19 protein-coding genes and 1 pseudogene are annotated in these 18,427 nt (G+C 73.1%); 10 read left to right on the forward strand and 10 right to left on the reverse strand.

Annotated elements, in window-relative coordinates:
* Nucleotides 1-42: 42 nt before the first annotated feature.
* Together ACFYNO_RS24090 and ACFYNO_RS24095 are read right to left on the reverse strand one after the other, a co-directional pair.
* Complete coding sequence (locus tag ACFYNO_RS24090) at nt 43-165, reverse strand: SGM_5486 family transporter-associated protein (RefSeq protein ID WP_388016019.1); 123 nt, start codon at nt 163-165, stop codon at nt 43-45.
* 47 nt (nt 166-212) lie between these two features.
* Nucleotides 213-1,505: a CynX/NimT family MFS transporter gene (locus ACFYNO_RS24095; RefSeq protein WP_388016022.1), complete on the reverse strand. Its 1,293-nt coding sequence runs from the start codon at nt 1,503-1,505 to the stop codon at nt 213-215.
* Nucleotides 1,506-1,591: 86 nt separating this feature from the next.
* Here ACFYNO_RS24095 and ACFYNO_RS24100 point away from each other — a divergent pair, with 86 nt between their 5' ends.
* A complete protein-coding gene (locus tag ACFYNO_RS24100) occupies nt 1,592-2,263 on the forward strand; it encodes a FadR/GntR family transcriptional regulator (RefSeq protein WP_388016025.1) in 672 nt (223 codons plus the stop codon).
* A gap of 60 nt (nt 2,264-2,323) precedes the next feature.
* Here ACFYNO_RS24100 and fabI read toward each other — a convergent pair whose 3' ends face one another.
* A complete protein-coding gene (fabI, locus tag ACFYNO_RS24105; protein WP_388016028.1) occupies nt 2,324-3,091 on the reverse strand; it encodes an enoyl-ACP reductase FabI in 768 nt (255 codons plus the stop codon).
* A 5-nt stretch (nt 3,092-3,096) separates the two neighbouring features.
* A complete protein-coding gene (fabG, locus tag ACFYNO_RS24110; protein WP_388016031.1) occupies nt 3,097-3,816 on the reverse strand; it encodes a 3-oxoacyl-[acyl-carrier-protein] reductase in 720 nt (239 codons plus the stop codon).
* A 306-nt stretch (nt 3,817-4,122) separates the two neighbouring features.
* On the opposite strand from fabG, the gene ACFYNO_RS24115 reads away from it, so the two are divergent.
* From ACFYNO_RS24115 to ACFYNO_RS24140, 6 genes and pseudogenes are all read left to right on the forward strand, one after another.
* Nucleotides 4,123-5,259 carry an MBL fold metallo-hydrolase gene (locus tag ACFYNO_RS24115; RefSeq protein ID WP_388016034.1) on the forward strand — a complete coding sequence of 379 codons (1,137 nt, stop codon included), beginning with the start codon at nt 4,123-4,125 and terminating at the stop codon, nt 5,257-5,259.
* Between the two features lie 112 nt (nt 5,260-5,371).
* Nucleotides 5,372-6,919: a TldD/PmbA family protein gene (locus tag ACFYNO_RS24120; RefSeq protein ID WP_388016037.1), complete on the forward strand. Its 1,548-nt coding sequence runs from the start codon at nt 5,372-5,374 to the stop codon at nt 6,917-6,919.
* Nucleotides 6,919-8,382: a metallopeptidase TldD-related protein gene (locus ACFYNO_RS24125; protein WP_388016040.1), complete on the forward strand. Its 1,464-nt coding sequence runs from the start codon at nt 6,919-6,921 to the stop codon at nt 8,380-8,382. Before ACFYNO_RS24120 ends, ACFYNO_RS24125 begins: the two co-directional genes overlap by 1 nt.
* A gap of 51 nt (nt 8,383-8,433) precedes the next feature.
* Nucleotides 8,434-8,637: pseudogene (locus ACFYNO_RS24130) on the forward strand (RNA 2'-phosphotransferase); the annotation flags it as partial.
* A 107-nt stretch (nt 8,638-8,744) separates the two neighbouring features.
* Nucleotides 8,745-9,098: a DUF3099 domain-containing protein gene (locus ACFYNO_RS24135; protein ID WP_388016042.1), complete on the forward strand. Its 354-nt coding sequence runs from the start codon at nt 8,745-8,747 to the stop codon at nt 9,096-9,098.
* 321 nt (nt 9,099-9,419) lie between these two features.
* Nucleotides 9,420-9,665, forward strand: a complete 246-nt coding sequence (locus ACFYNO_RS24140; RefSeq protein ID WP_388016045.1) for a hypothetical protein — start codon at nt 9,420-9,422, stop codon at nt 9,663-9,665.
* A gap of 39 nt (nt 9,666-9,704) precedes the next feature.
* Here ACFYNO_RS24140 and moaA read toward each other — a convergent pair whose 3' ends face one another.
* The 4 genes from moaA to ACFYNO_RS24160 form a co-directional block, all read right to left on the reverse strand.
* Nucleotides 9,705-10,694: a GTP 3',8-cyclase MoaA gene (gene moaA, locus ACFYNO_RS24145; protein ID WP_388016047.1), complete on the reverse strand. Its 990-nt coding sequence runs from the start codon at nt 10,692-10,694 to the stop codon at nt 9,705-9,707.
* Nucleotides 10,695-10,797: 103 nt separating this feature from the next.
* Entirely contained in the window at nt 10,798-12,438 is a 1,641-nt protein-coding gene (locus tag ACFYNO_RS24150; RefSeq protein WP_388016050.1) for a cation acetate symporter, read from the reverse strand.
* On the reverse strand, nt 12,435-12,824 hold the full coding sequence (locus ACFYNO_RS24155) for a DUF485 domain-containing protein (protein ID WP_388016053.1): 390 nt from the start codon (nt 12,822-12,824) through the stop codon (nt 12,435-12,437). Before ACFYNO_RS24155 ends, ACFYNO_RS24150 begins: the two co-directional genes overlap by 4 nt.
* 425 nt (nt 12,825-13,249) lie before the next feature.
* The gene (locus ACFYNO_RS24160) at nt 13,250-14,293 is read right to left on the reverse strand and encodes a zinc-dependent alcohol dehydrogenase family protein (RefSeq protein WP_388016056.1); all 1,044 of its coding nucleotides are present in this window, start codon (nt 14,291-14,293) and stop codon (nt 13,250-13,252) included.
* An 85-nt stretch (nt 14,294-14,378) separates the two neighbouring features.
* Here ACFYNO_RS24160 and ACFYNO_RS24165 point away from each other — a divergent pair, with 85 nt between their 5' ends.
* The 3 genes from ACFYNO_RS24165 to ACFYNO_RS24175 all read left to right on the forward strand — a co-directional run bounded on the left by ACFYNO_RS24165 (nt 14,379) and on the right by ACFYNO_RS24175 (nt 17,216).
* Complete coding sequence (locus tag ACFYNO_RS24165) at nt 14,379-15,410, forward strand: DEDDh family exonuclease (RefSeq protein ID WP_388016059.1); 1,032 nt, start codon at nt 14,379-14,381, stop codon at nt 15,408-15,410.
* Nucleotides 15,411-15,434: 24 nt separating this feature from the next.
* Complete coding sequence (locus ACFYNO_RS24170) at nt 15,435-16,256, forward strand: SURF1 family protein (protein WP_388016062.1); 822 nt, start codon at nt 15,435-15,437, stop codon at nt 16,254-16,256.
* 198 nt (nt 16,257-16,454) lie between these two features.
* Nucleotides 16,455-17,216 carry an SDR family oxidoreductase gene (locus ACFYNO_RS24175; protein WP_388016065.1) on the forward strand — a complete coding sequence of 254 codons (762 nt, stop codon included), beginning with the start codon at nt 16,455-16,457 and terminating at the stop codon, nt 17,214-17,216.
* Nucleotides 17,217-17,273: 57 nt separating this feature from the next.
* Here the strand turns inward: ACFYNO_RS24175 and ACFYNO_RS24180 are convergent, their stop codons facing one another.
* A complete protein-coding gene (locus tag ACFYNO_RS24180) occupies nt 17,274-17,477 on the reverse strand; it encodes a DUF397 domain-containing protein (RefSeq protein ID WP_388016068.1) in 204 nt (67 codons plus the stop codon).
* Entirely contained in the window at nt 17,470-18,339 is an 870-nt protein-coding gene (locus ACFYNO_RS24185) for a helix-turn-helix domain-containing protein (RefSeq protein ID WP_388016071.1), read from the reverse strand. The genes ACFYNO_RS24180 and ACFYNO_RS24185 overlap by 8 nt, the downstream gene beginning before the upstream one ends.
* Nucleotides 18,340-18,427: the final 88 nt, after the last annotated feature.

The raw sequence follows: 18,427 nt of genomic DNA on the forward strand, positions 1-18,427 counted from the left end.
CAGCTTGGCAGAAAACGCGCTGCCGGGCTCAGCTCTCGACCATCAACCCATCGACTGGGCGACGGTGGCGACGATCGAGACCAGGACCACGACGCCGAGGAAGATGCCGAGGATCTGCAGCAGCTTGCGGTGGCTGTTCTGGGGATTGGGTTCGAGAACGGGCATGGGGAGAGTGTCGCACCCCTCCCCATCCGCTCCCGACCGGGGTCGGGTCAGGCCGCCCCGGACCCGACCTCGTCCTCCACGAACCGGTTGCGCGCGGCCCGCAGGCCGATCAGCACCTGCGGCACCAGCAGCGCGCCCATGAAGCCCAGCGGCACCGCCCAGCCGCCGGTGCCCTGGTAGAGGGTGCCGACCAGGATCGGCCCGGGGATCGAGATCAGGTAGCCGACGCCCTGCGAGAAGGCGGAGAGCTGGGCCACCCCGCCGGCGGTCCGGGCCCGCAGCCCGATCATGGTGAGGATCAGCGGGAAGGCGCAGTTCGACAGCCCCACCAGCAGCGCCCAGAGCCAGGCCCCGCCGGCCGGCGCCAGCGCCAGGCCGAGGTAGCCGGCCGCGCCGCAGGCCGCCAGCACCACCACGTAGAGCCGCTGGTCGCCGCGCCGGGCGGCCAGGTTCGGCAGCACGAAGGAGATCGGCACGCTGACCGCCATCACCAGCGCCAGCAGCATCCCGGAGGTGGCGGCGCCGACCCCGGCGTCCTGGTAGATCTGCGAGATCCAGCCCATGGTGGCGTAGGCACCGGTGGCCTGGCAGCCGAAGAACCCGGCCATCGCCCAGGCGGTGCGGCTGCGCACGATCGGCATCCGCTCGCCGGACGGCCCGGCGGCGGCGCCGCCGGCGCCCCGCCCGTCCCGGCGCAGCACCAGGGTGACCAGCCAGACCACCAGCGCCAGCGCGGCGAGCCCGGCCCACAGGCCCAGCCCGACCCGCCAGCCGCCGCCCAGCGCGTGGCTGAGCGGCACGGTGACGGCGGCGGCCAGCGCGGTGCCGAGCGAGAGCGCCATCGAGTAGAGGCCGATCATCGGGCCGACCCGCTGCGGGAAGTACCGCTTGATCACCACCGGGATCAGCACGTTGGACACCGCCACGCCGGCCAGCGCGACCGCCGTGAGCAGCAGGAAGACGGCCGTGCCGCCCGCGAACGAGCGGGCCGCCACGCCCGCGGTGATCGCGCCCATGCCCGCCGTGACCACCATGGTCGGCCCGAACCGCCGGGCCAGCGCGGGCGCGGCGAAGCCGAACAGCGCGAAGCAGACCGAGGGCACGGCGGTGAGCGCCCCGGCCACGGTGGCGCTCATGTGCAGGTCGCCGCGGACCCGGGAGAGCAGCGGCCCGAGGCTGGTCACCACCGGACGCAGGTTGACGGCGGCGAGCGCGACCGCCACCGCGAGCAGCGCGGTGAGCGCGCCGGCCCGGGAGCGCTCGGCGGCCGGCTGGAAGGGCGGCAGGGCCGCCCGGGGGGTCTCGGCGGGGTGTTCGGTGGTCTTCTCGGCCCTGGACATGAACGACATCATAGAATGATGGGATGAATTAGCCCAGTCGTATTCGGGGGCAAGATGGTGCACCTGACCGAGCTTCAAGGAGACCCATGACGCTGTCCTCGCCCCGGCGCACGCCGCTGGCCGACCAGGTGATCGCCCAACTCCGGGCCCAGATCACCTCGGGCGAGTGGCCGGTAGGCTCCCGCATCCCCACCGAGGCGGCCCTGGTCGAGCAGTTGGGCGTGGCCCGCAACACGGTGCGCGAGGCGGTCCGGGCGCTGGCCCACAACGGCCTGCTCGACATCCGGCAGGGCTCCGGCACCTACGTGCTGGCCACCAGCGAACTGGCCGGGGTGATGCACCGCCGGTTCTCCGACGCCGAGCAGAGCCAGGTCGCCGAGCTGCGCTCGCTGCTGGAGGCCTCCGCCGCCGCGCTGGCCGCCGAGCGCCGCACCGAGCGCGACCTGGTGCTGCTGGAGACCGCCCTGGCCCGCCGCGAGGAGGCCTGGTTCGGCGGCGACCCGGAGGTCTTCGTGCAGGCCGACGCCGCCTTCCACCAGGCCGTGGTGGCCGCCGCGCACAACGACGTGCTGGCCGCGCTCTACGCCGACCTGGGCGAGGTGACCCGGGCCCAGCTGCGCCAGGACGTCGGCCCGGTGCTCTCCGCCGACCGGTACATCGGTCACGACCGGATCCTCGCCGCGATCGTCGATCGCGACCCGGCCACCGCCTCCCGCGAGTCCTCCGCGGTGATCGGCACCTGCGGGCCGGTCGACTGAGCACGAGACGCGACGGCCCCGCACACCCCGTCGACGGGGTGTGCGGGGCCGGACGGTGCGTCAGGCGCCGATCGCGTGCAGGCCGCCGTCCACGTGGACGATCTCGCCGGTGGTCTTCGGGAACCAGTCCGACAGCAGCGCGACCACGCCGCGGGCGGTCGGCTCCGGGTCGGTCAGGTCCCACTTCAGCGGGGAGCGCTGGTTCCAGGTGTCGGCCAGGTCGCCGAAGCCGGGGATCGACTTGGCGGCCATCGACTTGATCGGGCCGGCCGAGATCAGGTTGCAGCGGATGTCCCGCTCGCCCAGGTAGCGGGCCAGGTAGCGGTTGGTGGACTCCAGCGCGGCCTTGGCCGGGCCCATCCAGTCGTACTGCGGCCAGGCGTACTGCGCGTCGAAGGTCAGGCCGACCACCGAGCCGCCGTCCTGCATCAGCGGCAGCAGCGCCATGGTGAGCGACTTCAGCGAGTAGGCCGAGACCTGCATCGCGGTGGCCACCGACTCCCACGGGGTGTCCAGGAAGTTGCCGCCGAGCGCGTCCTGCGGGGCGAAGCCGATCGAGTGCACCACGCCGTCCAGGGTGGGCAGGTGCTCGCGCACCTGGTCGGCGATTCCGGCCAGCTGCTCGGTGCTGGAGACGTCCAGCTCCAGCGTCTGTACCGGCTTCGGCAGCTTCTTGGCGATCCGCTCGGTCAGGCTGGGGCGGGGGAAGGCGGTGAGGATGATCTCCGCGCCCTGCTCCTGGGCCAGCTTGGCGGTGTGGAAGGCGATGGAGGACTCCATCAGCACACCGGTGACGAGGATCCGCTTGCCTTCAAGGATTCCGCTCATGTTGGTCAGTGACCCATGCCCAATCCGCCGTCCACGGGAATGACGGCTCCGGTGATGTACGCGGCCTCGTCCGAGGCGAGGAACCGCACGGTGGAGGCGACCTCGGCGGGCGCGGCGTAGCGGCCGAGCGGGACCCCCGAGACGATCTCCTTGCGGCGCTCCTCGCTGAGCACCGCGGTCATGTCCGTGTCCACGAAGCCCGGCGAGACCACGTTGACGGTGATGCTGCGCGGGCCGAACTCGCGCGCCAGCGAACGGGCGAACCCGACCAGGCCGGCCTTGGACGCCGCGTAGTTCGCCTGGCCCGGGGTGCCGGTCAGGCCGACCACCGAGGAGATCAGCACGATCCGGCCCTTGCGGGCCCGCAGCATCTTGCTCGAGGCCCGCTTGACCACCCGGAAGGTGCCGGTGAGGTTGGTGTCGACCACCGAGGCGAAGTCCTGCTCGGTCATCCGCAGCATCAGGGTGTCCTTGGTGATGCCGGCGTTGGCCACCACGACCTCGGGCGCGCCGTGCTTCTCCTCGACCTCGGTGAAGGCCGCGTCCACCTGCGCGCTGTCGTTGATGTCGCAGCGGACCGCCAGGACGTCGTACTTGGCCAGCGCCTCGGGTACCTCACCGGAGCGGCTGGTGATGGCGACCTTGTCGCCCGCCTCGGCGAAGGCCTGGGCGATGGCGAGGCCGATGCCCCGGTTGCCACCGGTGACGAGAACCGACCGGCTCACAGATCCACCTCTCCTGGGGGGACCGGCCCGCGAGCGCGGGCAGATCCGGGTTGCTCCCCGTCGAGCGGGGAGAACGTACGCACTGCGACGCTATCTGGCGGTCGAGCGCCGCAGCCAATCGACCCTCGACAGGGCGGCCACCGGTTAACTGTCGTCTTCCGACAATCGCGGGCCGCGACCTCGGACGACGGGCCCGGCGGGAACGCTCGGGCCCGGGCGCCCGTTCCAACCGTCGGCACCGCGCCGGCCACACCGGCCGGGTTTGCCACCGACCGCCGAGAACTCTCCAGTAAGGGCGACATCCCGATGAGCGAGGCACTCCCCCGGACCAGGCGCCGGGGCCGGCTGCTCACCCTGACCGCACTCGCCGCCGGCCTGGGCGCCGCGGCCTGGGTCGGCCGCGGCCTGCCCGGCTCCTTCGGGCGGAACCCGGACGGCCGCGACGACCGGGTGCGCAACTCCCCGCAGTACGGCGGGGGCACCTTCCACAACGCTCCCTCCGAGCTGGCCCGCCGCCCCGCGCCGGGCCGCTCGGTGCCGGACACCCTGCGCCGGGCGCTGTTCGAGCGCACCGGCCGCACCCCGGTCCGCCCGGTCCCGCTGGTCCGCCAGGCCCCGCCGGCCACCGCCGCCGAGGGCGTGGCCGTGACCTGGTTCGGCCACGCCTCCGCGCTGGTCGAGGTGGAGGGCAGCCGGGTGCTGCTGGACCCGATCTGGTCCGAGCGCTGCTCGCCGCTGGACCACCTCGGGCCGCGCCGGCTGCACCCGGTGCCGCTGCCGCTGGGCGAGCTGCCGCAGGTGGACGCGGTGCTGATCTCGCACGACCACTACGACCACCTGGACATGGCCACCGTGAAGCGGCTGGTGCGCAGCCAGTCCGCGCCGTTCGCCGTGCCGCTGGGGATCGGCGGCCACCTGCGCCGCTGGGGCGTGCCGGAGCACCGGATCATCGAGCTGGACTGGGACGAGACCTGCACCCTGGGCGACCTGCACCTGACCCTGACCGCGGCGCACCACTTCTCCGGGCGCTCCTTCAAGCGCAACACCACCCTCTGGGGCTCCTGGGTGGTGGCCGGCCCGAACCGCCGGGTCTTCTACACCGGCGACTCCGGCTACTTCGAGGGCTACGCCCGGATCGGCGAGCAGCACGGCCCGTTCGACGCTGCGCTGGTGCAGATCGGCGCCTACGACGAGGGCTGGGCGGACATCCACCTGACCCCCGAGGACGCCGTGCTGGCCCACCGGGAGCTGGGCGGCGGCCTGCTGCTGCCGGTGCACTGGTGCACCTTCAACCTGGGCCTGCACCCGTGGGCCGAGCCGGTGGAGCGGCTGCTGGCCGAGGCCAAGGCGCACGACGTGCCGGTGGTGGTGCCGCGGCCCGGCCAGCGGGTGGAGCTGGAGGACCTGCCGGAGCTGGACTCCTGGTGGGTCGGCCTGGCCTGACGGGGTGTCGACGCGCGGCCTTGTCTTCTGGCCCGCGGCGCCCGGACAGGACATGATGCGGTGTCGGACCGGTTCAGGGCCGACACCGCACCCTCACCTTCCAGGGAGTCCGATGCCGCCGACACCGAGCGCCCCGCCCGCCCACCCGATCGACCCGCTCTTCCTCGCGCTGCCGCTGCACCGCCTGGCCGACGCGGCGCTGGACCGGGCCCGCCGGCTGGGCGCCGAGCACGCCGACTTCCGACTGGAGCGGATCCGCTCGGCCAGCTGGCGGCTGCGCGACGCCCGGCTGGCCGGCAGCTCCGACACCCTCCGGCTGGGCTTCGCGGTGCGGGTGCTGGTGGACGGCGCCTGGGGCTTCGCGGCCGGCCTGGAGCTGACCGAGCAGGCGGCCGGCGAGGTGGCCGAGCAGGCCGTGGCGGTGGCCCGGCTGTCGGCCCGGATCAGCGCGGCGGCCGGCGGCGGCGACCGGGTGGAGCTGGCCCCCGAGCCGGTGCACCGGGACGCGGTCTGGGTCTCCGCCTACCGGATCAACCCCTTCGAGGTGCCGGACGCCGAGAAGTCCGGCCTGCTCGCCGACTGGAGCGCCACCCTGCTGGCGGCCGAGGGCGTCTCGCACGTCACCGCCTCGCTGCTGACGGTGCAGGAGAACAAGTTCTACGCCGACACCGCCGGCACCGTGACCACCCAGCAGCGGGTGCGTCTGCACCCCGAGCTGGAGGCGCTCTCGGTGGACGAGCGCACCGGCGCCTTCGAGAGCATGCGCACGGTGGCCCCGCCGGCCGGCCGCGGCTGGGAGTACCTGCTCGGCACCGGCTGGGACTGGACCGAGGAGCTCTCCCGGATCCCCGGGTACCTGGCCGAGAAGGTGAAGGCGCCCAGCGTCGAGGCCGGCCGCTACGACCTGGTGATCGACCCCACCAACCTCTGGCTGACCATCCACGAGTCGATCGGCCACGCCACCGAGCTGGACCGGGCACTCGGCTACGAGGCCGCCTACGCCGGCACCTCCTTCGCCACCTTCGACCAGCTCGGCACCCTGAAGTACGGGTCCGAGCTGATGCACGTCACCGGCGACCGCACCGCCGAACACGGCCTGGCCACCATCGGCTACGACGACGAGGGCGTGGCCACCCAGTCCTGGGACCTGGTCAGGGACGGCATCCTGACGGGCTACCAGCTGGACCGCCGGATGGCCGCGCTCAAGGGCCTGGGCCGCTCCAACGGCTGCGCCTTCGCCGACTCCCCGGCCCACGTGCCGGTGCAGCGGATGGCCAACGTCTCGCTCCAGCCGGCCATCGACGGCCCGGACACCCCCGGCCTCTTCGCCGAGGTGGAGAACGGCCTCTACATCGTGGGCGACCGCTCCTGGTCGATCGACATGCAGCGCTACAACTTCCAGTTCACCGGCCAGCGGGCGTACGCGATCCGCAACGGCGAGCTGGCCGGCCAGGTGAAGGACTTCGCCTACCAGGCCACCACCACCGACTTCTGGGGCTCGATGTCGGCGGTCGGCGGCCCCGGCACCTACCTGCTGGGCGGTGCCTTCAACTGCGGCAAGGCCCAGCCCGGCCAGGTCGCCTCGGTCAGCCACGGCTGCCCGTCCGCCCTCTTCCGGCAGGTCAACGTGCTCAACACGCAGCAGGAGGCTGGTCGCTGATGACCACTTCGACGAACGCCCCGCACCAGCTGGTCGAGCGGGCCCTGGAGCTCTCCAAGGCCGACGGCTGCGTGGTGCTGGTGGACGAGGACACCACCGCCAACCTCCGCTGGGCGGCCCCGGAGAACCGACCGGGGGGCGCGCTCACCACCAACGGCGTCACCCGCGGCCGCCGGATCACCGTGGTCGCCACCGTGGACGGCGCCGAGGGCACCGCCTCGGGCGTGCTGGCCCGCGAGGCCGCCACCATGGACGACCTGGCCGAGCTGGTCGCCGCCGCCGAGGCCGCCGCCCGCACGGCCGGCCCGGCGGAGGACGCCCAGCCGCTGCTGCCGGCCGGCCCGGTCTCCGCCGACTTCACCGCCCCGCCGGCCGAGACCTCGATCGACGTCTTCGAAGCCTTCGCCCCGGAGCTGGGCGCCGCCTTCGCCCGGGCCCGCTCGGCCGGCCAGGCGCTCTACGGCTTCGCCCGGCACGAGGTCTCCTCCACCTACCTGGGCAGCTCCACCGGCCTGCGGCTGCGCCACGACCAGCCCACCGGCACGGTCGAGTTCAATGCCAAGGCAGGGGCGGCGCGAAGCGCCTCCGACAAGGGTGGTGGTGGGCGACGGGTGAGCGGCACCTCGGCCTGGGTCGGGCAGTCCACCCGGGACTTCACCGACGTCGACGTCCCGGCGCTGCAGGCCCAGCTGGACGAGCGGATCGGCTGGGGCAGGCGCAAGGTCGAGTTGCCGGCCGGGCGGTACGAGACGCTGCTGCCGCCCTCCGCCCTCGCCGACCTGATGATCTACCTGACCTGGACCGCCTCGGGCCGCGACGCCGCCGAGGGCCGCACCGTCTTCAGCAAGGCCGGCGGCGGCACCCGGCTCGGCGAGCGGCTGAGCCCGCTGCCGCTCACCCTGCGCTCCGACCCGGCCGAACCCGGCCTGGAGTGCGCCCCGTTCGTCCTCGCCCACGCCTCCGGCAACGACCAGTCGGTCTTCGACAACGGCCTGCCGCTCGGCCCCACCGACTGGCTGCGCAACGGCGAACTGGCCGCCCTGGCCACCACCCGGCACTCGGCGCAGCTGACCGGCCTGCCGGTCCGCCCGTTCGCCGACAACCTGGTGCTGGAGGCGCCCGGCCAGGCCACCGCGCCCACCCTCGCCGAGATGGTCGCCACCACCGAGCGGGCCCTGCTGCTGACCTGCGTCTGGTACATCCGCGAGGTCGACCCGGCCACCCTGCTGCTCACCGGCCTCACCCGGGACGGCGTCTACCTGGTGGAGAACGGCCAGGTGGTCGGCGAGGTCAACAACTTCCGCTTCAACGAATCCCCCGTGGACCTGCTCTCCCGGATCACCGAGGTCGGCCGCACCGAGCGCACCCTCCCCCGCGAATGGAGCGACTACTTCAGCCGCACGGCGATGCCCCCGGTCCGCGTCTCCGGCTTCAACATGAGTTCGGTGAGCCAGGCGTCCTGACCCGAGGAGACCCGTGAACGACACCGCTGACGGCAGGCGCGCCGTCAGGACCTCCGGGCCAGCCAGGGGCACACCGTCGAGGTGGACCTCGGGCTGGCCCCGGTGCCGCCGCCGGTGGTGCTCCGGGTGGACGCGGCCGGACTCGCCGCGCTGGGGCACCGGTTCCGGGTGAGCGCCAACGGGGTCTGGCTCACCGACAGCGTGCCGCCGGGGTTCCTGGTGCGGCTGCCGCGGGGGGCCGGCGAGAACGGCTGAAACGACTCGCGGACCCGGTCTGCCCGGGGCGGCGGGCGCGGCGTACCGTGGGGAGGAACCGGGCGGAGTCGGATCCTTCCGGGTGCGGAGCGAAGGCGGAAGTGCGGATGAGCAGGAGCGCGGGCGAGGGCCGGGAGGTCTTCCGGATCACGGGCGCCAGGACCAGCCTCTCCGAGGACGTCCGGGGCCGGCAGCGCCGCTACGTCATCTCGATGCTGGTCCGCACGCTCTGCGTGCTGCTCGCCGTGGTGCTGTGGAACGTCCAGCGCTACGTGGCCTTCGGCGCGCTGGCCGGCGCCGTGCTGCTGCCGTACTTCGCCGTGGTGATCGCCAACGCCGGGCGGGAGCGGGCCCCGGGCCTGCCGAGCACCTTCGACGTGCCGCCCACCACCCCGCTGATGCTCGGCCCGGGCGGCCAGGGCGGCGGCGGCGCGGCCGGCCCCGCGGCCGAGCGGGACTGACGGCGGCCGACCGGCTACCATCCCTGTCAGTGACCTGACAGGCCGTCATGCCTACTCTCCGTACACGGGCGAGTCCGGCCAAGAAGTTGAGCTTTAAGCCAATCTATGCCCGATTCACCCTGCTCAGCCCGGATTTGACCGGCTGCAAACTCAGGAAAACCTCAAATAAATCTTGCTGGGTCTAGCCAACGACCCATCCCTTCGTGACATACTGCGTACGCGCTCCGCATCCCCCGTCGGAGCGACAGACCGACGCCGGGCAACTCCCCCCGTGGTTGCCCGGCGTCGTCATGCCCGGCACCGGGTGAGAGACTGCCGATCATGAACATCGACTTCTTCGGCACCGCCCCGGCCGACGGTCCGCAGGGCCCCCCGAAGTGCTCCGCCAAGGGCTGCCGGTCCGCCGCCGAGTGGGTCCTGGTCTGGAACAACCCCAAGCTGCACACCCCGGACCGCCGCAAGACCTGGCTGGCCTGCGAGGAGCACCGCGAGCAGCTGAGCCAGTTCCTGGGCGTGCGCGGGTTCCTCCGGGAGACCGTGGCGCTGGCCGACTGGACCGAGGACTGACGCCTCGGCGCGAGCATCCCGACCGGCCCTGACGGCCCGTCAGCCGCCGATCGCGGACATCGGCCGGTCCGGCTGGTGGAAGTCCGGCGCGTCGATCCCGCCGCCGGCCTTCTTGCCCCACATCGCGGCCCGCCACAGCTCGGCCAGCTCGGCGTCGCCGGCCCCGTCGCGCAGCGCGCCGCGCAGGTCGGTCTCGCCGGTGGCGAAGAGGCAGTTGCGCACCTGGCCGTCGGCGGTCAGCCGGGTCCGGTCGCAGGCCCGGCAGAACGGCCGGGTGACCGAGGCGATCACGCCCACGGTGGCCGGCCCGCCGTCCACCAGCCAGCGCTCGGCCGGGGCCGCGCCGCGGCCGGCCGAGGGCTCGGGGATGAGCGCGAACGCCTCGCCCAGCCGGGCCAGGATCTCCTCGGCGGTCACCATGTCGGTGCGGTCCCAGCCGTGCTGGGCGTCCAGCGGCATCTGCTCGATGAACCGCAGCTGGTAGCCGTGCTCCAGGCTCCAGGCCAGCAGGTCGGCGGCCTCGTGGTCGTTGACCCCTCGCATCAGCACGCTGTTGATCTTCACCGGCGTCAGCCCGGCGGTCTCGGCGGCGGCCAGCCCGGCCAGCACGTCCTGGTGGCGCTGCCGGCGGGTCAGGGTGTGGAAGGTCTCCGGGTCCAGGGTGTCCAGTGAGACGTTGATCCGGTCCAGCCCGGCCGCCCGCAGCGCCTGCGCGGTGCGGGCCAGCCCGATGCCGTTGGTGGTGAGCGAGAGCTCGGGGCGCGGCTCCAGCTGTGCGCAGGCGGCCACGATCGACACCAGCCCGGGGCGCAGCAGCGGCTCCCCGCCGGTGAACCGGACCTCGCGCACACCCAGCTCGCGCACAGCCAGCGAGACCAGCCGGACGATCTCCTCGTCGGTCAGCAGGGTCGGCTTGGCCAGCCACTGCAGGCCCTGCTCGGGCATGCAGTAGGTGCAGCGCAGATTGCACCGGTCGGTGAGCGAGACCCGCAGGTCCACGGCCTGCCGACCGTAGGTGTCCAGGAGCACGGTGCACACCTCCCGAGTCGCAAGCCGGCGCCCGGTCCGCCGTCCTGCACGGTGGACCGGGCGCCAGCTTAATCGAGACCGCGGTGCGATCCCGCGGGCGGACTCAGTGCGCGCCGATCCCGGTGAAGGAACGGACCTCGAGTTCAGCGTACTTCGCCGGATCGGCGGGCCGGCGGGAGAGCACCGTGCCGAGCCAGCCGGCCAGGAACCCGATCGGGATCGAGACCAGCCCCGGGTTCTCCATCGGGAACCAGTGGAAGTCGCTGTGCGGGAAGAGCGAGGTGGGCTTGCCGCTGCCCAGGGTGGAGAAGAACACCAGGCCCACCGAGCTGATCAGCCCGGCGTAGACCGAGCTGACCGCGCCGGTGGTGGTGAACCGCTTCCAGTAGAGCGAGTAGAGCATGGTCGGCAGGTTGGCCGAGGCGGCCACCGCGAAGGCCAGCGCCACCAGGGCCGCGGCGTTGAACTTGTCGACGAAGAGCGAGAGCACGATGGCCACCACACCGATCACCGCCGCCGCCCACTTCGCCGAGCGGACCTCCTCGCGCTCGCTGGCCCGGCCGCGCCGGATCACGTTGGCCCACAGGTCATGGGCGAAGGAGGCGGAGGAGGTCAGCGTGAGGCCGGCCACCACCGCCAGGATGGTGGCGAAGGCCACCGCCGAGATCACCGCCAGCAGGATCGCCCCGCCGGCGGATCCGGCCCCGCCGCCCAGCTCCTGGGCGAGCAGCGGCGCGGCGGTGTTGCCGGCCGCGTTGGAGGCCTTGATCGCCTTCGGGCCGACCAGCGCCGCCGCGCCGAAGCCCAGCGCCAGCGTCATCAGGTAGAAGACGCCGATGATGCCGATCGCCCAGAGCACCGACTTCCGGGCGGTCTTCGCGGTGGGCACGGTGTAGAACCGGACCAGGATGTGCGGCAGGCCGGCGGTGCCGAGCACCAGGGCCAGGCCCAGGCTGATGAAGTCCAGCTTGGTGGTGCCGGATTCGCCGTACTTCAGGCCGGGTTGCAGGAAGGCGTCGCCCTTGCCGCTGGCGTGCGCGGCGGCGCCGAGCAGGCTGGACGGGTTGAAGTGGTACTTGGCCAGCACCATCACGGTCATCAGTGCGGCGCCGAGGATCAGGAGCACCGCCTTGACGATCTGCACCCAGGTGGTGCCCTTCATCCCGCCGATGGTGACGTAGAGCACCATCAGCGCGCCGACCGCGACGATGGTCCAGCGCTTGGCCGCGTCCCCCTCGATGCCGAGCAGCAGCGCGACCAGCGAGCCGGCCCCGACCATCTGGGCCAGCAGGTAGAAGATCGAGACCACGATGGTGGAGATCCCGGCGGCGGTGCGCACCGGGCGCTGGCGCATCCGGAAGGCCAGCACATCGGCCATCGTGTACCGGCCGGAGTTGCGCAGCGGTTCGGCGATCAGCAGCAGGGCGACCAGCCAGGCCACCAGGAAGCCGATCGAGTAGAGGAAGCCGTCGTAGCCGGAGAGCGCGATGACGCCGGCGATGCCCAGGAAGGAGGCGGCCGACATGTAGTCGCCGGAGATCGCCAGGCCGTTCTGCAGGCCGGTGAAGCCGCGGCCGCCGGCGTAGAAGTCGTTGGCGTCCCTGGTCTGCCGGCCGGCCCAGACCGTGATGCCCAGGGTGACCAGCACGAAGGCGGCGAACAGCGAGATGGTCAGGCCGCGGTGGGAGGCGGCCGTGCTCGCCGCGAGCAGGGCGGGCTGGGCGGAGCTGTGCGGGGCGGTCATGCACCCTCCCTGGGGGTGACGACGGACTGGCCGTGTCGGCGGCGCAGGTCCTCGGCCGGCGGGTCGAGCCGGCGGCCGGCGAACCGGGCGTACCAGGCGGCGATGGCGAAGGTGCTGACGAACTGCAGCAGTCCGAGCACCAGCGCGACGTTGATGTTGCCGACCAGCTTGGTGGCCATGAAGCCGTGCGCGTAGCTGGAGAGCAGCACGTACAGCAGGTACCAGAGCAGGAAGGCCGCCGTCACGGGGAAGGCGAAGCTCCGGAAGGTGCCCCGCAGCGTGCGGAACTCCGGGTCCTGCTCGATCTGTTGGGCCGTGGCCTGGGCGGGGACGGATCCGCTGAGGCTGCCGTCCGGCGGGGAGCCGGGCTGCGGGGGATGGTCCACTCCATCTCTCCTGACGTGTGGGTGAGACAGACCGTGCGGTTGGGACGTGTGGGACGGTTTCCGCGCGGTCTGCACGGTGGAGGGCGCGCGAAGTGAGAGGCGTCACATTCGCAGCATGCCGATGCATGCTAAGAGCGACTACCTCATTACGAACAGCGCCTGAGCACATTCAGCCCACTCTTCACACTGATGCGCCGTCAATCTGGCTGAAACGCGCCGGTTCACGCCCCCGGTTGCCGGAAAGCGAAGGGGGCGGTACCGCATGACGGCACCGCCCCCGCAAGGGAGTTGATGGGTAGTGGGTTCGTGTGAAAGTACGACTTAATGGCGGCGATTAAGGGCTTCCATGCGGCCGGAAATGCCGGTGTCACATGCCTCGGTCACGTGCTCAGCCACCTGCCGTGCACACGCCCCGCCACCTGCGCTCAGAGCGCGATCCGCACCTTCAAGGCCGAACGGTCGTCCATCGCCCGGTAGCCCTCCGGCACACCGTCCAGGCCGACCGTGCGGTCGAAGACCAGGCCCGGCTCGATCCGCCCGGCCAGCACGTCCGCCAGCAGCTCGGGGATGTAGGCCCGGGCCGGCGCCACCCCGCCGCCCAGCGCGACGTTGCGGCCGAACATCTGGCCGATGTCCACGCCCGCGCTGCCGCCGTGCGGCACGCCGACGTAGCCCACCGCGCCGCCGTCCCGGGCGATCGAGATCGCCGTACGCATCGACTCCTCGGTGCCCACCGCCTCCAGCACCGCGTGCGCGCCCTGACCGCCGGTCAGCTCCCGCACCGCCTCGATCGCCGCCTCGCCGCGCTCCGCCACCACGTCGGTGGCGCCGAAGGTGCGGGCGATCGAGGTGCGCAGCTCGTGCCGGCCCAGCGCGATGATCCGCTCCGCGCCCAGCCGCTTGGCCGCCAGGACCCCGCACAGGCCCACCGCGCCGTCGCCGACCACCGCGACCGTGGCGCCGGGCCGCACCCGGGCCGAGACCGCCGCGTGGTGCCCGGTCGCCATCACGTCGGAGAGCGCCAGCAGGCTGGGCAGCAGCGCCTCGTCGGTGGCCGCCTCCTTGGGCAGCTTCACCAGCGTGCCGTCGGCGAACGGCACCCGGACCGCCTCGCCCTGGCCGCCGTCCGAGCCGACGCTGCCCCAGAACCCGCCGTGCGGGCAGGAGGTCTGCAGGCCCTCGCGGCAGTAGTCGCAGGTGCCGTCCGACCACACGAACGGGGCCACCACGAAGTCGCCCGGCTTGACCCCGGTCACCTCGCTGCCGACCGCCTCGACGAAGCCCAGGAACTCGTGCCCGATCCGCTGCCCGGCCTCCCGGGCGGCGACCCCGCGGTAGGCCCACAGGTCGCTCCCGCAGATGCAGGCGTTCAGCACCCGGACCACCGCGTCGGTGGCCCGCTCCACGACGGGGTCGGGCACCTCCTCGATCCGGATGTCCTGGGGACCGTGGATGACGGTGGCGCGCATGTCAGCTGTTCCTTCGTAGTACGACTAATCCCATCCGTCACTCTATGCGCAGGGCTGGGTGCCTCGCCCCTTAAGCTGGTGCACCATGCATGCGCTCCCGCCGACGGCCCTCCCGACCCAGCGCACCGCCGCATCCTCCGCCGGACAGCCGCAGGCTCCCGGTTTCGCGGTGGTCGACGTCGAGACCACCGGCCTCGGCCGCACCGACCGGGTGATCTCGATCGGGCTCTACCGGCTGGACGCCGAGGGCAACGAGATCGACCACTGGTACACCCTGGTCAACCCGCAGCGCGACCCCGGCCCGGTCTGGATCCACGGGCTGACCGCCGCGATGCTGGACGGCGCCCCGAGCTTCCCGGAGATCGCCGAGGAGTTCGCCGAGCGGCTGCGCGACCGGGTGCTGGTGGCGCACAACGCGCTCTTCGACTGGAACATGATCTCCCGCGAGTTCTCCCGCGCCGGGCTGCGCGCACCGGTGGACCACCGGATCTGCACCATGGTGCTCTCCCGCGACCTCGGCCTGCCGCTGGCCAACGGCCGGCTCGCCACCCTCGCCGACTACTTCGGCGTCCGCCAGCTGCACGCGCACAACGCGCTGGACGACGCCCGGGTACTCGCCGAGACCTTCCGGCCCAGCCTGCGGCTGGCCCGCAGCGGGGGCGTGCCGCTGCCGCTGACCAACTGCGTGGCCGTCACCGACCTCGGCGAGGACCCGGCCGCCCTGCCGCTCGGCGGCGCGGCCCGCGGCTCCTGGTCGGCCGGGTCCGCCGCGGTCTCCGCCGGGTACCGTCCGGCCCGCAAGCGGCCGGCCTGCCCGTACCCCAATCCGGGGCGCTGGCGGGAGGGCGGGCCGCTGGTCCAGGGCATGCGGGTGGCGATCACCGGCGACACCGCCACCGACCGCGAGGTGCTGGAGGACCGGGCCATCGCGGCCGGCCTGCACATCGCGAGTTCGGTGAGCCGGCTCACCAGCCTGCTGGTCACCAACGAGCCCGGCAGCTGGAGCGGCAAGGCCCGCAAGGCCCGCGAGGTGGGCACCCCGGTGATCGGCGAGGACGCCTTCCTGCAGCTCCTCGGAGACGTCGTGCCACACTCCGACCCCGGTGCCGTCCGCTGAGGAGTGTGGGCGTAGCGTGCCGGTGTGTACCGTTTTCTGCTCACCGGCCGCTGGGTGCTCACCGTACTGATCGCCCTGCTGCTGATCCCCGCCTGCATCCGGCTGGGGTTCTGGCAGCTGCATCGGCACGAGGCCCGGGTCGCCCGCAACAACCTGATCGGCGCCAGCCTGAAAGCCGCGCCGGTCCCGTTCGACTCGCTGTCGCCGCGCCCCGGCTTCCACGTGCCGGGCGACCTGACCTGGCGCACGGTCACCGCGACCGGTGAGTACGACACCGCCCACGAGTTCGTGGTCCGGCAGCGGACCGCGGCCGACGGCGGCACCATCGGCTACTTCGTCATCACCCCGCTGAAGCTCGCGGACGGCCACGGCGAGGTGCTTGTCAACCGCGGCTGGGTGGACTCCGGCAGCGACGCCACCCAGTACCCGCCGGTGCCGGCCGCCCCCCGCGGCACGATCACCGCCACCGGCCGGATGCGCGCGGACGAGACCTCGGCCAGCAGCGGCATCCGCGACCGCGGCGGGCTGCCGGACCGGCAGTTCATGCTGATCAACACCGCGGAGCAGGCCAAGGCCACCGGCGCCACCCTGCTCGGCGGCTACCTGGAACTCGCGTCCACCGACCCCGCGCCGGCCGACCAACCCCAGCTGATCCCGGCCCCGGACCACTCCGACATCGGCCCGCACATGGCCTACGCCATCCAGTGGTGGCTCTTCGCCGCGATGGTCCCGGTCGGCCTCTGGATCATGATCCGCCGCGAGGCCCGCGAGCGCGCCAACCCCGCCCCGGACACCCCGGCCCCGACGGCACCCCCGATCCCGGCCCCAGCCGCCCCGGCTGCCTGACACCGCCTCCGCACCCGGCCCGCCGCCCCAGCGCGCGCGGGCCGCCGCGTTTCCGGCCCGCATCGCCCAGCGCGCCTCCCCGCCTCTCGCCCGCTCGGGGCCGCTCCCTGGCCGCGGAGCCGGCTGCCCGCCCGCTCCCCCTCGCGAAGCCGACAGCCCTCCGCACGCCACCCACCCCCATCCGGCAGGATGTCCCGCATGGATCTCGGACTGCAGGACAAGGTGTACGTGCTCACCGGCGCCAGCCGCGGGCTCGGCTTCGCCGCCGCCCGCGAGCTGGTGGCCGACGGGGCCCGCGTGGTGCTGACGGGTCGTCAGCAGGACCGCCTCGACGCCGCCGTCGAGGCGCTCGGCGGCCCCGATCACGCACTCGGGGTGGTGGCCGACAACGGGGACGAGGCCGCCGCCGAGCAGGTGCTCGACACGGCCACCGCCCGCTTCGGGCGGCTCGACGGGGTGCTGATCAGCGTCGGCGGCCCGCCCGCCGGCCCCGTGCTCAAGGCCACCGACGCCGACTGGCGGACCGCCTTCGAGACCGTCTTCCTCGGCGCCCTCCGCCTGGCCCGGGCCGCCGCGGCCGTGCTCCCCGAGGGCGGGGTGATCGCGTTCGTGCTCTCCAGCTCGGTGCGCGAGCCGATCGCCGGGCTCGGGATCTCCAACGGGCTGCGCCCCGGGCTCGCCATGGCCGCCAAGTCCCTGGCCAACGAGCTGGGCCCGCGCGGCATCCGGGTCCTGGGCCTGCTCCCGGCCCGGATCGACACCGACCGCGTCCGCGAACTCGACTCGCTCGCCCCGGATCCGGCCGCCGCCCGCGCCGCTGCCAGCGCCTCGATCCCGCTGGGCCGCTACGGCACCCCGGAGGAGTTCGGCAAGGTGGCCGCCTTCGCCCTCTCCCCCGCCGCCTCCTACCTCACGGGCCTGATGATCCCGGTCGACGGCGGCGCCATGCGCGCCCTCTGACCGCACCCCGCGGGCCCGCCCTGGGCGGGCCCGCGGCCGGGAGCCCTCCCCGCACCCCTACCCCCTGAAATCCCCGTGCTGGTCGAACTCCCCCGCCTTCACCCCCGACAGGAACCGCGCGAACTTCACCGGCGTGGTCCGCACGATCACGTCCCCGTTCTCCGACTCCCGCAGCTCCACCACCCCCTCCACCGTGCGCACCTCGATGCAGTTGTTGCTGTTCGCCGTGAAGCTCGACCGCTGCCACTGCGTGCTACGCATGCCCCGCACCGCCGCCCAGCTCCTTCGCCAGCGAGCGCACCAGCTCCCGCGACGCCTCCTCCGACAGCGCGACCGCCGCGATGCGGTCCATGATCTCGCGGTAACTGCCCAGCGTGGCCGGGGAGTCGAAGAGGTGCGAGCCGACCGAGGAGTCCGCCTGCACGGTGTCCAGCGCCGCTATCGGGCCCTCGGCGTAGGCGAAGTTCTCGGCGGGGCCGGGGAAGGCGACGGTGTCGAACGGGACGATCCGCAGCGAGATCGCCGGGTGCTCCGAGTCGGCCACCAGCGACTCCAGCTGCGCCCCGTGCACCTCCGGCCGGCCGTAGCGGATCCGCAGCGCCGCCTCGTGCACCAGCGCCCGCAACGGGGTCTGACGGGATCTCAGGTGCTGTCTGCGCCGTTGTCGGAAGCCGATCCGGACCTCCGCCTCGTGCTGCGGCAGCGGCGGGTAGCCGTTGGCGAAGACGGCGGCGGTGTAGGCGTTGGTCTGCAGCAGTCCCGGGATGAAGGCCATGGTGAAGACGGTGATCCGCCGCGCGTTGGCCTCGATCTCCGCCACGTCCAGGAAGTCGGCCGAGATGACTCCCCGGTACTCCTCCCACCACCCCTTGCAGCGCTCGGTCGCGATCTCGGCCAGCGCCTCCACCAACCCCTGGTCCGCGCACCGGCAGGCCGCCGCCACGGTGCGCAGGCGCTCGGCGCTGACGCCGATCCGGCCGGCCTCCATCTGGGTGACCTGAGTGGGGTTCAGGCCCAGGGCGCGGGCGAGTTGGCTGCCGCCCAGGCCACCGTGTTCTCGCATTCTGCGCAGCTCGGCGCCCAGTCGGCGCTGGCGCAGGGTCGGGTCGCGGCGAAGCGGCATGACGTCCTCTCAGTGGATGTGGAGGCTCAGTCTGCCGTCTGCGGTCGACCGCCGGTCGCCGTTAACCCGAAAGGGGGAACCTCCGGCG

It is taken from the genome of Kitasatospora sp. NPDC006697, assembly GCF_042869935.1.
GTDB lineage: Bacteria > Actinomycetota > Actinomycetes > Streptomycetales > Streptomycetaceae > Kitasatospora.